Genomic DNA, 15,215 nt, shown 5'->3' on the forward strand with positions numbered 1-15,215 from the left:
GAATATTCCTGTTTAATTAGCAAATTTTACAACTAATAAACCCGAAACGCCCAAATCGCTCCGGTGGGTACGTTTTATCAAGCTAGATCAATGGAGTGGAGAAGTCAAATTTTATCACTAATCTAATGACCCCAGTCAAATTTGCTATTATAATAAGGAAAAGCTAAACGTTCGAAATGGGGTTGAATAGTTTGAAGGCCTTTATTGCTCCGCCAGCAAAGATACCATTTTACTTAAAAATAGGGATTTGGATCTCAAAACGTGTTACGGGTAAAGACCTTCTCCCTCCTAAACTTCTTGCGTGGTATCCAAAAACTGCAATAAGTTCTGGAATTCTTGAGTCACTTGTGGCAAATGGTAAAAAAGACTTGGACAAGCGCATCCTAAAATTAGTCCGAATACAATCTTCATTTGCTGTTTCATGCCCGTTCTGTGTTGACATGAACACTTTCGAATTTGAAAAGGTTGGAATAACTGAGGTAGAGATGTCAAGCATCCAAAGGCTTATAGATATCAATGAGGTTCAAACTTTTTCTATCCGGGAAAAAATCGCAATGGAATATGCGAGTTGTATATCCAAAAGCCCAATCTCTATTCCTTCCACTCTCGTTCAAGAATTGAAAAAGAACTTCTCTGAACGGGAGATCGTAATACTTGCTGCTACAGTGGCACAAGTCAATTATTGGGCGAGATTGCTCCAAGGCCTGGGGGTTCCTCCAGCAGGCTTTTCGGATAAATGTAATCTTAAATCATTTAGTTCTGATATAGCATCCTCCTAAATACTTCCTTAACGAGTTTTGCTAATTTTACAACCCACCCCCAACGCTCCCGGGAGGTAATTCAAGCTCGATGAAGTGTGCGGGATAAGTCAGCTAGGTTGTTTTATTTTAATGGTCAAGAAAAGCAATATAACAAACGCCCAAATCGCACCGAAAGTCATTATAATGATTCTTGCCACTCAAATATTACTTAATAAGCCGACCATTAACAAACATTTCCGTATTCAGATTTACTAACTTTGAATATATTGAATGTTTCTCTTGATTGGTAATGGTTTCTACCGTGTATTCTTTAATCGTTTTAAGCAAATTAACTGAGTGTACGACTTTTGTGTTTGTTTTTTCTTTTATAGCAACATTATCAGGAAATACAATAATAGGTATTATGTTTATCAGTTGATATTCTGCTAAGCTTTGCCTTAGAGCCTGAGTATGCACAAAATCATCTCCCAAAGCCCAACGTTTATAATTATTTGTCTCAACTATAAATACTCCGTAGTTTGAAATTACAATATGATCAATTTGGAATACCTTCCCTATTCGAGGTATCGTCCCATCAATTCTCAATATTTGATTATCAATTACTTTGTATTTTGTAGAATCTAATTCTCTTAACAAGACTGAAATCGTTTTTTCATCTATATTATCTTTTACTTTAACCCTATATAATAGATAAATTAAAACAACTGGGACAAATAGCCAAAAATACCATAGATCCAAAATTGCTTCAGTCAATTGTATTTCCTCCCCTTATCTTTACCTCTTACGAATTAGCATTATCTTTTTGGCAAATTTAATAGGTAAATTTACATACTTAAAAAACACAAAAACACCCAAATCGCTCTGGTAAGAAAAGACTCAGTATACAGTACTTAACTGCTATCTAGGCTCTATCAAGGCGGCTATCTCAAACTTTCTTGTGCTTAGCAAGTCGCAAATGGCGAGGTCATGGGATACTGGGGATGCGACTAAAAATAAATGTTTTAGCTCTATTACATCGAATAGTTGAAAAAACTTAATATTCTAGCAGAAAATTAAATGCCCTGCTAAGTTGATTTTTACTTTTGATGGTTTCCTTAACCTTGACCAATATCATCTATTAACCACGGTGCATCATCACTTTCTTTAATCAAAGTAAAATATTCATTTTTAATTCCACTTGACCATGGTGGAGTATCTTTGCTATATAGAGATACATAAGTAACTTTGTACGACACAACATTTTTCTCTTTAACTCCGTTAACTTTCCCACGACCATATATTAAATAAGAATTAGTCATGTTCATATCGTCATTTCCAATACTTCCAAGCTTTATAAATATTAGATTCTCAAAACCAAAAACTACGTTAGATCGGTCATGCCACCTAGTTAATGTGGATAACAACCCCTGCCTATTTTTCTCATTGTAGAATTTAAAACAGTTTTCTATTACTTGTTTTGGTTGTGATGAATTATTAGTGTTAATAGGAACGCTTTCGATGTCACATCTCATTAAAGTAAAAATAATTAGACTTATAAGTCCAAGGATTATTAAAGTTCTTTTCAAGACAGCCCCTCATCTCTAAGCTAGTTTGATTACTTATACAATACCAACCCGACCTTCAAAAGGGTCCTTCCTTAGGAAGCGGGGAAAATCGATTCAGTACTAGTACTTGACAGGTTGGCTAGGCTTATCAAGGCGACTTCCTGAACTTGGCAAGGCGCAACCGGTGGGGTGATTGGGCATTGGGAATGTTGTGGCCGGAATTTTATGCACTACCGTAATTAATCGAATATTTTGTTATGTTTAGTGCGATTTTATAATACCCTTCAAGTTTGAAGGTAAATTATTATAAAAATCTTTAATATGTTCAAATTTGTCTACCTTTACATCCCCTTGGTCCGGACCAACTTTCATAGTAACCTGATCAATACCGATAATGTCGTGGGGACCAACAAATGGTTGTACTTCAAATCTAATTGTTATCGGAAATGTATGGTAACCATTTGGTCTTGTTATATCTAGTATCTTAATTAAGTCAAATGAATAGTTTGGTGAAGTATTTAAATATTGATTATAATAATTATCTAATGCCTTTTGAATATAAGGATTTAGAAGGGCAATTATACCATCTTGATATATTTCATCACTTGAAACTTTGCTCGGGGAATTATTTTCCGAAGAATTAATAGAATTATTTTTAGTGTCAGTAACTTGAGTATTTGACTTAATGCTACAGCCTAAAATAATTCCAATTAATAACCAACACAAAGTAACTATTAATAGTATTTTTTTCAATAATAGACACCTCGCAGTTATGATTCCAGTTAAATATAATATACCGCTTACCCTCCTCCAGCTTTTGGAATGGTGAGGGATAGCGCTTAGCTATTGCGTAAAAATGTCAGTTAATCGCTTATATTCAAAGAGAAATAATGGCATTCAGTATAACTAGAAATTGAGAAACGGGGTTCAGAGGGGGTGCAAAACTTCAGGTGTTATTGTTCTATCTCCCCCAACCTCATCCCGCTCTTCAACTATCTCTCTTCCATGCTAATTCCTTATCCAATAACTTAGCAATATTAACTGTGGAAAAAATCACAATTAAAATATAACACCCATGTGCATCATTTCGTTACATCCGGCATAAATTGAAACCACTGGTTTATTCATTGAATTTTGGTGGATGTGGACTGACACTGCTAGCGCACCAATATTAAGCTTATTTCAGAAAATGATTTAATTGGGACTAAATGCTTTAGCTTGCTGTTCACTAATTTGGGCAATCTCGCGAACGAACTATACAAAACTATTAATAGTTTGAGCAGATGATAGAACGGATTCGCTCATCACTGTGCCTGCAAATCTATCGGCATAGTTACAACCACTGGAACATCAAGAGGAGTATCGTCATTGTTTACCAATTGAACAGAAAAGGTATGCTTCCCTTCACTAACATCTTTCCATAAACGATTCAGATCAGTTGAAACAAATGATCTGTCAGTTAAGGCTGGCACTCCAGGATCGACAGGAGGATTCTCATCGAGGTAGTAAATCAAATGTCCTTCGCCTTTTCGATTAACAACTCCCATATCGTCCTTACTTATTACAAAGTTGTTTATCTTTACTGATAAGGCAATAGTTCCGGGTCCAAGCTGAGCGCCCTCTGCTGGAGTCACTATCAGGATGTCAGGTTTTCCTGCCGGAGGACCCACATTTACTGTTTTACTGTTGATAGCCGGTGCAGGCAATGGGCTGTCGTTGTTATTAACGAGCTGAACCGAAAATGTATGCTCACCGGGAGTTACACCTTTCCAAGTATAAGAGGTATTACTTGCTATGCCATATGTACCCGGTTTGCTGATCGCCGTATGCTCATAATACTTTGGTACCGGCACATCCATATAATAAATAATATGTCCTTTACCAGGATTATTTTGTTCTCCTTCTTGGTCGACGAGTTCAAAATTGGCGACATCTGCTGAAATCGTTACATCGCCAGCAGCTAGGCCTGCTTCCTGCGTCTTGATCGTTATTTCAGGTTTAGAAGTCGCTTGACTGCAGGCGGTTAAAACGAGAGCATTTAATAATAAGAAGAAAATCAAACTTAACCTTCTTATTAATTTCTTCGGTTTATTTTCATCCATTGTTATCACTTACCCTCTTCATAATTTTATTGGTTTATTCCTTTAAGCAAAGATCACTAAGAACTGATGCCAGTTAACGGCAAAATAATAGATGGTCCAAATAAACAAGAGCCCAAAACTAATCCACAGAAATTCTGTCATTCCGCCGTGACCCTCTTTGATGAGACCGCCAAATTCCTCAGAGTGGGCTTCTGTGTCTTCGACACTGTACTTACGGCCTCCAATGATGAAGAGCCAAAGGAACAGAACCGATAAAATAACGCTGGCTATGACAATCCAAAGGGACTCCCTAAAAAAGCCGACTAATTCAGGCATCTGTTTTCACCTCGCTTACAGTGTTTACATCTTCGAGCATCCGATATTTAGCTTCCTCAACATCTTTAAACTGACCGGTTCTTATACCCCAAAATAAAAATCCCATGAAAACCATTAACACACCAACACTTGTAATTGTTATACCTATCGCTGCTTCATTCATAATGTTTACCTCTTTAAATTTTGGGCAAATTCATCAGTATAGAGATGTGCCCATTTATTATTATAATTGTCTTGAGTCGAGAATCCCTGGATATAGAAGATAACCTCTGAAATTTCATCGTCGCTCAGTGCTGCCTTCCAGGGGGGCATATTTGTTGTTTCTACGCCTTCTTTCACCTTCCAGACATAACGACCATAATTTGTAAAGTCATTACCACTTTCTGTGAAATTGGCGGGAACAGGCATTATATAGCCACCATCAGAACGGATGGATGCCGGCCCATTACCTTTCCCATCATTTCCGTGACAGGCCGCGCAGTACATATTAAAGAGCTTTTCCCCTTGAGCAAATTGTTCTTTTGTGCCTGCAATTGATGGCTTAATATTGGTCTGATCGTTAAATTTATCTCCTTCATTATCAGAAGCGACTCCCGAAAACGTTCGTAAGGAACCGTTGACAAAACTCATTTCATAGGTATTTATCTTCCAGATAGCGTCATCACTGAGGGACCATCCCCACGGCGGCATGGCTGTACCCGGAACTCCTTCATGAACCCGCCAATTTTGATAGGCATCACTAGAAGCAGGGAAGTTTGAAATTCGCTCATGAAGATTGGCAGGATGTGCCACAGTTTCTCGACCGTAAGGTCCTTGGCCGTTTCCTGCACCACCATGACAGGACACACACTTTTGAGTATATAAGGTTTTCCCCTCATCGACTAACGCCTGCCATTGTTTCGCGTCGGCTTCAGACCCGGTATACTCCTCTGTGTTCGAATCAAAGCTTTTCACAATCCTCAGCATCAAAGGTCTATACGGATTTTCCTGGCTACGATATTCAAGCGGTACCAAGGGTTGAGATGAATTGAGTTCTAGGTCTTCCCCCCCCAGCGTTTGTATATAGCTGACCAGGCCATTCCGCTCTTGATCTGATAAAAACGCAAAGGACGGCATTATAGAGCTCGGCGAAACAGCTCTAGGATCTATATAATGATCTGACAGCCAGACAGTAGGTCGTTTCCCTCCTATCTTTGCCAGATTAGGTCCTGTCCTTTCAGTACCTAATAAGTTTGGATTGGAATAATAGAAATCACCAGGTTGAGAGGCTTCCCCCATGGCCCAGTCAAACTCCCTTGTAAACTGACTGTGACAGTAGAAACAACCATTAGCTTTATAAACTTTCTCGCCTAGTTGCTGTTCAGGGGTCAATACATGGGCAACCGGGCCATTACTCGGAGCTGCAGGTGTAAACATAGAGGGCATGCCCACAACCATAAAGGTCATAATCACAAAGCCTCCCATTCCGCCGAAAAAAATAATCGGTAGGTTCATAGTCCGTTGACTTTTCTTACTAAATTGAGAGTGTGGTAAGGTAGTTATCGCTTGAGGTCGAACATAATTATTACTCTCAGACGGGAGAGGAGCGCTCCGTTTAATAAACGTCATAACCACGTTAATAGCCACCATATAAGCACCGACTACCACTACTCCTCCTGCGATAGCTCTAATTATATAGGGTATCCGAAGAGCAGGAAGTGTTTCGACGACGTTAATATGGACCCACCAATTGGCATTAGCTACTATGCCCGTAACTAACATTGCCCAGAAGAAAAAGAAAAATCCAGTAAAAACTGTCCACCAACTGACGTTCATTAAAGTACGACTATAGATCTGTGATTCTAATACCTCAGGCACTATCCATAACGCCAGTCCGGCAGCAAGGAAGCCAAATCCGCCTAAAAGAGCTAGATGGGCGTGCCCCACAGTCCATTGTGAGAAATGAAGGTAATCATTGAGAAACGGAACCCCTTGCATTGATCCTTGAATTGAAGTAAGGACGTAATTTATGAAACCAAATATAATAAACAAAAGGACTGGGTTGTTAATAACCTTTTTCCAAGAACCTCTCATCGTAAGAATAATATTAGTAGCAAAAGCAAGCACCGGAACCAGCATTAAGATCGTCATGACAACAGCAATCGTTTTTGCCCATTCAGGAATAGGTGCCTGCAATAGATGATGAGCCCCTACGCCCGTATAGAAAAATGCTATACTAAAAAAGCTGATTAACGATAGTAAATGGCTGTACAGCGGTCGTTTGATTATTCTGGGAATCGCATAATAAACAGCAGGTATCCCCAGAGTGGTAAACCAGAGACCCAATACATTATGTCCATAATACCAGTTAAACATCGCATCCTGAATACCATTTAAGGCTCCTGTTGCAGGATGCCACATTACATTCCCGATGAAATAAACAATGGGAAACCAGATCATCGTTCCAGCGTAATACCAAGCACTGACATAAAGCTTTTTCTCAGTTCGGTGGACAATTGTCCCTATTACAACAATCGCCATAAGAATCAGTGTAAATTCTACAGCTACATCAATAGCCCAGGGCAGTTCAGCATATTCTCGACCCTGAGAACCACCCAGGAGGATCAATATGACCCCTATAAGTACACTTGCATTCCAAAGAATAGGCGTTAAATAGGCAAGACGGGGTTTGTAAAGTTTCACAGCAGTTAGTCGTGGTACTATATAAAACATTGCACCCAGTAGCCCAGAACTTACAAAACCAAAGAGCACTCCATTAACGTGAGCCGGTCTGATAACCCCAAAGGTGAGCCAAGAGGCATCTCCCAGAAACGTGGGGAAAAAGAATTTAATTGCAAGAACAAACCCAAACGTCGTAAAAAAAGCAAACCATAGGACAGAAAAAAGAAACCATAATTTTACGGACCGGTCCCCTTCTTTGTGGTCAATTATCCGGTCTTCAAACTTCTGATATCTTTCTGATTGAGGATAATTATCTGATAATTTCTCACCGATAATATCTTCTTTAATCTCCGTCATCTTTAACCTCCACAAAATTAATTTCAGATTTAGTTCCCCTTAAATAAAGGTTACGCATGAATAAAATAGTTTCAGTTCGCCAAGGTGCTCACCTCACCACCATTCTTTATTACTTGCGACCGCTCGCACATTGATTATAATGTAACACAAAAAAATGCCATTATTATGACACTTTTCATTTATTAATAAATAATTTTATTCATATTTGCACGAAAATTGTCATTTAAAAAGACCTGGTGTCATAGGAAATTTCTCAAAGCCCTGATCTGTGCCTATAATTTTCCTGTTCTCTGATCAGTGTGAGGGGGGAGACTTTTTGCGACATGTTAATATTAGCACAGTTTTGTAGCAATATTTAAGCAAATTTTCTTACAACCTACCCATTTTATCATTTATTGTTCGAAAACGTAGCATTTAGGCGAACACCTATCAACCATAGCCATTCAGTCCTACTATTATCTATTACAAGCATAGACTATCATCACGTCTATAACGAATATGTATCATCACAATTAATATAAGGTATTATCATTTTAGCCAGTATTTAACAATAAGCAGTTCCTCGTAGTAAATAGCAAAGTCAAAAAGGCCCAGCGGCATTATACCTTTGAGCCTATTTCTTTACATGCGCTCTTTTCATATACCCCTATAAACCAACACAAATCAAATTCGCGAGTGTACCTAGAATACTACTTTCGTGGTCTCAATGGAGCGAGGTGAGATTATTTAAATTTCATTTATAAAATCAGGTCTTGGGAACTGGCATAATCAATCAGTGCCTCGTTTAAATCTTCGAATTTTCGGCTGATTCCCGGTGCTTCTCGCCACTGACTATGCGGAGAACGTCGATCAAATTGTTCGAAAAATTCCTGGAAGTTATCACCGTAATAATATTCTCTAAATCCTTGCAAACTCAAATGGGAAATGAAATTACAGTTAAGGTTTAAATGATTATACAAATCCTCACAGATTAGACTGGAATCTCGCTTGTCCACAACCCGCTGAAAAGAATCCAGTACTTTGTTCTGTTGTTGCGCATCAAGAGTATACAATGTTACGCCCCCTTTTCTTTCTGTAGCAATTTATTATAAGGATTTAACAATCGTGACCTTTGCGGTTATTATACCCACTATTCTAAGGTTGAATAGCAATGGTCACCACTTTTACACCATTCAAAGCGCCGAGTTGCTTGGACCATATTCTACGTGTGCTGGAATTGGGGCAGGAATTGGAGCTGGCACAGGCTCGCGTTCGGTCATTCCGAAATGATGTTGCATTTCTTGTTTCTCGTAGGACGGACATGGTGTAGGGGTCGGCGTTGGTATTATAGCTGTTGCAATTTTGATGCTTATCGCTTTAGGGGAAATCTTCAGAAATAATTAAGGCTATCACCTGAAAAGTTGATAGCCTTAATTATTTCTGAAATTTTGCACCCTCAAACTCGGTTTCGCTAATTTCAAGGTAGCCAAATGCTATCTAGGGAGTCATAGGCATTCACTCGACGAAAATATAGAGAGGAACAGCCTCCATGATCATAATGGAACGCGGCTTAGAGATATTGGAAAAAACTTTTGCAGTAATTCTATTAGATTGTGACGAATTGCCCATGTTTGGGCATGAATAATGCTCAGCGGAGTTATACTGCTGAGCCAATTTATCTTGCATAGAATATTTAGTTCCGAAAATCCAATCCCCCAACACACTATCCAGTAAGCCACTGGGTGACCTCAGTATAAAACCAACTCAAAACAACAAACAAAAATGCACCCGTACATACCTGCAATGAATATAGTTTAAGGTATTCACCCGGTATAATTGTGGGCAGTAAAGCTATTGCCATGGCCGGGGGGAATGAAATTTTCAGAAATCGAAACAAGAGCAGCACCCCAATGACAGAAAATGCCGCAACGATCACCGTAGAGAGATGCGCCATATTATAAAGCACCTGCATACTAAATGTTCCCCATACAGCGGAGCATCCTATTAACCATAATAACCTGAACCGCTGAACGGATATCCCTTCCCTGTGCTGTATTATTTCTACGAAGGCGACAATCAGGGGCGGGGCAACAATAAATTGCCAGTGAATAAAAAAAGCAAATAAAGTAATCAAGATTACTCCTGCGTAAATACTCAACCATTTAAGAAAATTCCTATTATATGCAAGAAGATCTTTATCTATCGGCAGTATTTGGGAAACGTGTAGTTTTTCCTTACCGGTTAATAATGACCAGTTCTGCGGAAAAGCAACGATGACCGTCAGAACTCCGACTGCAAGAGGATAATATAAACTGTCAATTCTCAGAAAAATAGGCAAAATCGCTGCCGATATGGAGGGCGTAACGTGGGAGCGCATAATCGATAATTCTATGGACACGACAACAAAGGCTAGCAAGATAGCAAACACCTGATACTGGGAAAGAAAATGCACAATGATTATTCCCGTTACTGCCGCCAGTGTCGGCGATATGCATATAAGCAAGGGCTGATGCAGCCAGCGATGGTTACCAAGTACCCAAGTACCTACGGCTAAAGCAGCGAGTTCGGGAAAAATGATTTCTTTTTGTGGCAGGATTACCGCTGCTGTATACATAGCGATTACCAATAACACAACAGCCAGCAAGGAATAAACTTTTGTGGGAATTTGCTTTATGTGTAAGACTATTCTATGCATTAAATACATAAGCTTTCAATTTAAATTCCTCCGTTTTGCATTCCAATTGCCAACCCAGACACCACAAGGCGCAAGGTTTGTATAATTTCGCTGAGAATGTCAGCTTATTTAGAAAAAGTCGGCCTATGGTTGATTTGTCATTGCACATTTCTCCCCAAGGCCTAAGACTTCTTTGGTCCATCTCATCCCTGGTACCCTACCCATCCTCCAAACGCTCCCGGCGTGGCGGTTTCATTGGGCATCTCAACATGTAGTACTAATTCTACAATTATCCTCTATTTCCTGCAATAAGAACGCAAAAAGAGCGTCCAAAAATGCTCCGTTAATTTACCCCCAACGCTCTCCGGGTAGAAGTGCCACCCATCCAGTGACCCCACACCAAGACTCAGTACTTAATTGCTGGCTAGGCTTTATCAATGCGGCTATTTCATGTTCTTCTTGAACTTAGCAAGACGCAATTGGTGCGTGATGATTGGGTATCGAGGTGTCCGGAAGTTCAGAAATTAATTATGCAACATAAAACTGAGGCCGATGGACCTCAGTTTTAATCAGTTAACCAATAAGTTTAAGAGAATATGAGTTTTTCCTTTTAATAGAGCTTATGTAAAATAATTATTTCGTTTTTGGTTAATAATTAACAATGAAAAACAAGGAAGGAAAATAAAATAATGAAATTCCGATATAAAACGTTAATTATTGTTGGACTATTTCTCTTAGTGGTGTATATACCTTACCGATTTACATATGCATGGTACGCTGATCCGTCGGCATGTAGTAAATGCCATGAGTCAGAACCCTATACGACCTCATGGAGAAAATCCCCACATAAAGATATCAACTGTATGGCTTGTCATGAAACCAGAGGGCCTTTTCATAGGTTTGATACAACTATACGTGGCATACGAGATGTAGGAATTCATATCAGAGGGGATTATTCTTTTCTAACGAAATCTGTCTATTACGATTCCAATTGCATCAACTGTCACCTAGGGGTGTTTAAACCTGAAACCAAAGCACCACTTATGCCCGATAACCATGCTAAGATTATTAAGAATGGTCAAGGGTGTAACAATTGCCATAGGGATACAGGGCATAAAAATGGTCTTGGCATTGATGCAGCATTTGAAGCCTTGTCATCCTAAGATGACGATATTATAATCTTTATAATTGTTAGATAACATCCTAACCTCATAAAACAGCAAATGCAGGCTTAAAGAGGGTGAATTTGCAAAGTATGACTCCGTGTTTGATTTTCCGTTGTATCAGTGTGAGTAATGGATTAGCTATATTGAAGATACATTGTGGACTGGGCTAAACTGAAGTGCATCACTTAAAAGCAATTAATATTTCAGAAGGGGGCAAAAACAAGATGATCGAAGACCAATTTAAGGAAAGATATAAAACAGGAAATACTCCTTGGGATAATGGTAAACCTGATTTCAACCTTATTCATACTGTAACAACGATGGACATAAAACCTTGTTATGTATTGGAAATCGGATGTGGAACTGGCAATAACTCCATATGGCTTGCCCAAGAAAACTTTGATGTTATCGGTATCGATTCTTCGGAGATTGCAATACAGAAAGCTTTAGAGAAAGCTTCAAAAGCCAATGTCAATTGTACCTTTATTGAGATTAACTTTCTTAAAAACAAAATTGAAGGCGCACCATTTAGCTTTGTGTTTGATAGAGGTTGTTTTCATGTGTTTAATTCGGATCAAGAACGAAAAATCTTTGTTGAAAATGTATCAGCTCATTTAGAGAAAGACGGCCTATGGTTGAGTATTGTTGGCAACGCTGATGAACAACGCGATCACCCAGGTCCACCCCAGCGTACTGCCAGAGATATTATTAACTCAGTGGAACCCTACTTCGAAATTCTTTCGCTCGTTTCAAGTCATTTCGAATCAGACCGCCCGAACCCTCCTAGAGCCTGGGTTTGTCTAATGCAGAAAAGGAATTCTTTGTAAAAGACTTGGTTAATCCCCCTTGACGGTTGGAAAGGAACTGTAGTATCTTTTCCACAAGTAGCTCAAACAGCTGGGAACATTTGGCGTTCTTAAAGAAAGAAAGGGGGATCACTATTAAATCAGTTTGGGCCAAGATAGACCTAAGAAACTCAATCAATCTCCATAAGGACACTACTATTTAACAATAAAACAGAGGATAAGTATTTTATATGATAAATAATTAAATCTGATTTTCCTGCCCTAGCTGCACAATCTTCAACTAAAACCAGAGTCCGACAAGACCCTTATATAAAATACGTCCTCCAGCAAAGACCAAAGCCGCCGCAAGAGAGAGCATAATCACCGATCCCTTGATGCGTTTCGAGATACGTGCGCCTATCTGCGCTCCTATAATCGATCCTATAGCGATACTCAGCGAAATTGTCTCCATTTTTACGAGTGAACTAGCTGTCAAGTGAACCAATAAACTCGTCAGCGACGAAAAGACCAACACAAAATGGGAAGTCGCAGTAGCAAAATGAGCAGGAAAGCCTAAAAACACAAGCGCTGGTACATGAACAATACCGCCCCCGATGCCGAGCAAACCCGATAAGAAGCCTACCATCAAACTTATTAGTACTCCAGCGAGCATATTGAAGGAGAATGCCGCCTCATTTCCCTCACCATCTATAAGCCGTCTAATGGCACGAAAGTTGCCTTTTTTGTCAATAGGAGCAAAGTTGTTGCCCATTCGGCTCTTTAGAATAATAAAGGAAGCAAAGATGAGCATTGATGCACCGAAAATCGTATCGAACATCTCTCTCGGCATCATTGTCGTGAGAATAGTGCCAATTATTGAGCAGGGTAACGTCGCTAAAGCAAATATTATCCCCGTTTTATAATCTATCCGTTTCATGCGCGCATAGGCAAATGAGCCAGAGGAAGAATTAAAAAATACCGTTGTCATTGAGATTGCCGTAATTGTCTGAGCCGACATTGTGGGGTAATAGATGAGCAATATCGGTGTCAGCAAAAAACCGCCGCCCGCACCAATTAGTGTGCCGAAAGAACCTACAATCACACCTAGGAAAACAAAAACGCTTATTGATACCAATATAATCCCTCGTTTTATCGTGTTATCATTCTGCGCAGCATTATTAGGGGGAACGATGCAGGCAGACTCTTTTAAGATAAACAAGTTCACACCAGAAGGGAAATCGAAAGTGTATCAGACTTCGAATTTATGTACCTCACTAAAAATCCAGTAACAAACCGAAGTATTGAGTATAATGACAACTGAATATCCCTATTTTCTACCCAAAGTAGAAGGTGTGGAAAATGGTTTTCATTGCCATCGTATCCTTCCAATGTCGGTGGTTGAGATAAATACAGTAAGCTAGTCATAATTTCTCCGGATATTAACAGATTGATACATGCAACCAAATCCGAAACAATTCATTAAATACTGGCGAAACTTGAACTATCCATAAAGCAGATAGCCAAAGTGAATAAATTCCAGAGTAAGAGTAGGAAATATTGTGATATAAGGAAGTGCCATTCATGCATATATTAAGACACTCCGGTGAAATCCTGTTTCATTTAGCACCAGTTCTCTTCTTGCGCGAGACTATCCAAAGGGTTAGTATCCAAACAGACGTAAAGGGCAAAATCACATAACGTTCAACGAACCCAATTTCCACAATTAAAATATGTCCTTTTAAAAGCCCAAAGGAAACTCCCAAAAATACGGTGCCAACTGCGAGTTTCCATTTCATTCCCTTCAAGTTAAAGACGGTTTCTATACCCCAAACAGTTGCGAAAAAAAAGCCACTAATTTTAATTACCCAAGCTCCGAGCCAAACACCCATAAATAAGGATTCTATCCCCGAAACCGTCCGGCTTATTTCCACTATCTTTCCTAATACAAGTAAACCGTAGCTCAAACGAATGGTTTCTGCAGGTCCAAAAACTAGAATTTGGATTAAGGCAACCAATGTATCTACTATCCCCACTAAAAAAACAGCTCGCCAAACCCCTGTTTTCAATTGGGCAAACTCTTGCTCGCCGGTGGGTAAAAAAGCAACAATTCCTGCTGAGATTAAGCAGTATGACATTGAAAATGGCATTACTGTGAGCACACCGGGGAAAAGAGGTTTCAATCCCTCACTCAAAATAGGCAATAGTTCTCCTTGTTCAATCCGAGGTATGGCGAGAGCAACATTCAAAACCAATGCGATTAAAATCACGGGGAAAAGTACTTCAGAAAAGCGTGCAAGCACTTCAATTCCAGAGCTTGCCAGGTATAGAACGAGCAGAAGTCCTCCTACATAGAACACCCAGAGGGGCATTAATGGCATAATCGATCGCTGGAAGCCGTTCCCCAATTGGGCCAGTAACAATCCACCAAAGTACCCTACGATTAAAATGTAAATGCACCCTATAATTTTCCCTATCCATCTTCCAAAGAGTGTTTCTGAAATCTGTAATAAATTTTTGCGAGGATACTGAGCTGAAAGTGAAAGTACCATTAACCCATAAGGAACTCCAACAGCAAATCCCGGTAAGACGACCATCCAACCATCCCGTCCAGAGGCTAGGGTAACATTCGATGCTAAGGGGAGAAATGTTACACCCATGAGTACGGCTGCCCCTAAGGTCAGGAATTGATGCGTCGATATTCTTTCCATAGTTACTCTTACCCTTTCCTGTGATTGTTCCTCAACATCTTTCTCTCACTTAATTTGCCCGACAACGAGTCTATTATCCGCAGGTCTTCCAGCAATTTAGCCTAGTAGAGTACATTATTCTCGTGACGATATTAATTTGGTTATAACCATTATGGGATATCCT

Annotated in this window: 14 protein-coding genes; 3 read left to right on the forward strand and 11 right to left on the reverse strand. The window is 39.5% G+C overall.

Annotated elements, in window-relative coordinates; genetic code table 11:
• The first annotated feature begins 191 nt into the window (after positions 1 to 191).
• The gene (locus tag DSBG_RS15005; protein ID WP_242877657.1) at positions 192 to 779 is read left to right on the forward strand and encodes a carboxymuconolactone decarboxylase family protein; all 588 of its coding nucleotides are present in this window, start codon (positions 192 to 194) and stop codon (positions 777 to 779) included.
• A 186-nt stretch (positions 780 to 965) separates the two neighbouring features.
• On the opposite strand, the gene DSBG_RS15010 is transcribed toward DSBG_RS15005, so the two are convergent.
• The 9 genes from DSBG_RS15010 to DSBG_RS15045 form a co-directional block, all read right to left on the reverse strand.
• On the reverse strand, positions 966 to 1,514 hold the full coding sequence (locus DSBG_RS15010) for a nuclease-related domain-containing protein (RefSeq protein WP_068965111.1): 549 nt from the start codon (positions 1,512 to 1,514) through the stop codon (positions 966 to 968).
• 341 nt (positions 1,515 to 1,855) lie between these two features.
• Positions 1,856 to 2,326, reverse strand: a complete 471-nt coding sequence (locus tag DSBG_RS15015) for a DUF4829 domain-containing protein (protein WP_068965112.1) — start codon at positions 2,324 to 2,326, stop codon at positions 1,856 to 1,858.
• 240 nt (positions 2,327 to 2,566) lie between these two features.
• Positions 2,567 to 3,058 carry a DUF3888 domain-containing protein gene (locus DSBG_RS15020; RefSeq protein ID WP_068965113.1) on the reverse strand — a complete coding sequence of 164 codons (492 nt, stop codon included), beginning with the start codon at positions 3,056 to 3,058 and terminating at the stop codon, positions 2,567 to 2,569.
• Positions 3,059 to 3,609: 551 nt separating this feature from the next.
• Complete coding sequence (locus DSBG_RS15025; RefSeq protein WP_068965114.1) at positions 3,610 to 4,407, reverse strand: hypothetical protein; 798 nt, start codon at positions 4,405 to 4,407, stop codon at positions 3,610 to 3,612.
• A 42-nt stretch (positions 4,408 to 4,449) separates the two neighbouring features.
• Positions 4,450 to 4,722: a hypothetical protein gene (locus DSBG_RS15030; protein WP_068965115.1), complete on the reverse strand. Its 273-nt coding sequence runs from the start codon at positions 4,720 to 4,722 to the stop codon at positions 4,450 to 4,452.
• Positions 4,715 to 4,885 carry a cbb3-type cytochrome oxidase assembly protein gene (locus tag DSBG_RS21940; protein ID WP_083236899.1) on the reverse strand — a complete coding sequence of 57 codons (171 nt, stop codon included), beginning with the start codon at positions 4,883 to 4,885 and terminating at the stop codon, positions 4,715 to 4,717. The genes DSBG_RS15030 and DSBG_RS21940 overlap by 8 nt, the downstream gene beginning before the upstream one ends.
• 5 nt (positions 4,886 to 4,890) lie before the next feature.
• Positions 4,891 to 7,740, reverse strand: a complete 2,850-nt coding sequence (locus DSBG_RS15035) for a cbb3-type cytochrome c oxidase subunit I (protein WP_068965116.1) — start codon at positions 7,738 to 7,740, stop codon at positions 4,891 to 4,893.
• Positions 7,741 to 8,477: 737 nt separating this feature from the next.
• Positions 8,478 to 8,792: a hypothetical protein gene (locus tag DSBG_RS15040; protein WP_068965117.1), complete on the reverse strand. Its 315-nt coding sequence runs from the start codon at positions 8,790 to 8,792 to the stop codon at positions 8,478 to 8,480.
• Between the two features lie 650 nt (positions 8,793 to 9,442).
• Positions 9,443 to 10,414, reverse strand: a complete 972-nt coding sequence (locus tag DSBG_RS15045) for a hypothetical protein (protein ID WP_141694334.1) — start codon at positions 10,412 to 10,414, stop codon at positions 9,443 to 9,445.
• Positions 10,415 to 11,082: 668 nt separating this feature from the next.
• Here DSBG_RS15045 and DSBG_RS15055 point away from each other — a divergent pair.
• Both DSBG_RS15055 and DSBG_RS15060 read left to right on the forward strand, forming a co-directional pair.
• Positions 11,083 to 11,556 (forward strand): NapC/NirT family cytochrome c, encoded by a 474-nt coding sequence (locus tag DSBG_RS15055; protein WP_068965120.1) that lies wholly within the window; start codon positions 11,083 to 11,085, stop codon positions 11,554 to 11,556.
• Between the two features lie 227 nt (positions 11,557 to 11,783).
• Positions 11,784 to 12,386 carry a class I SAM-dependent methyltransferase gene (locus tag DSBG_RS15060; RefSeq protein ID WP_068965121.1) on the forward strand — a complete coding sequence of 201 codons (603 nt, stop codon included), beginning with the start codon at positions 11,784 to 11,786 and terminating at the stop codon, positions 12,384 to 12,386.
• A gap of 259 nt (positions 12,387 to 12,645) precedes the next feature.
• Here the strand turns inward: DSBG_RS15060 and DSBG_RS15065 are convergent, their stop codons facing one another.
• Positions 12,646 to 13,479 carry a sulfite exporter TauE/SafE family protein gene (locus DSBG_RS15065; protein WP_068965122.1) on the reverse strand — a complete coding sequence of 278 codons (834 nt, stop codon included), beginning with the start codon at positions 13,477 to 13,479 and terminating at the stop codon, positions 12,646 to 12,648.
• 481 nt (positions 13,480 to 13,960) lie between these two features.
• Positions 13,961 to 15,052, reverse strand: a complete 1,092-nt coding sequence (locus DSBG_RS15070; protein ID WP_068965123.1) for a GerAB/ArcD/ProY family transporter — start codon at positions 15,050 to 15,052, stop codon at positions 13,961 to 13,963.
• Positions 15,053 to 15,215 lie beyond the last annotated feature (163 nt).

Source organism: Desulfosporosinus cupriresistens (assembly GCF_001707885.1).
Lineage (GTDB): Bacteria > Bacillota > Desulfitobacteriia > Desulfitobacteriales > Desulfitobacteriaceae > Desulfosporosinus.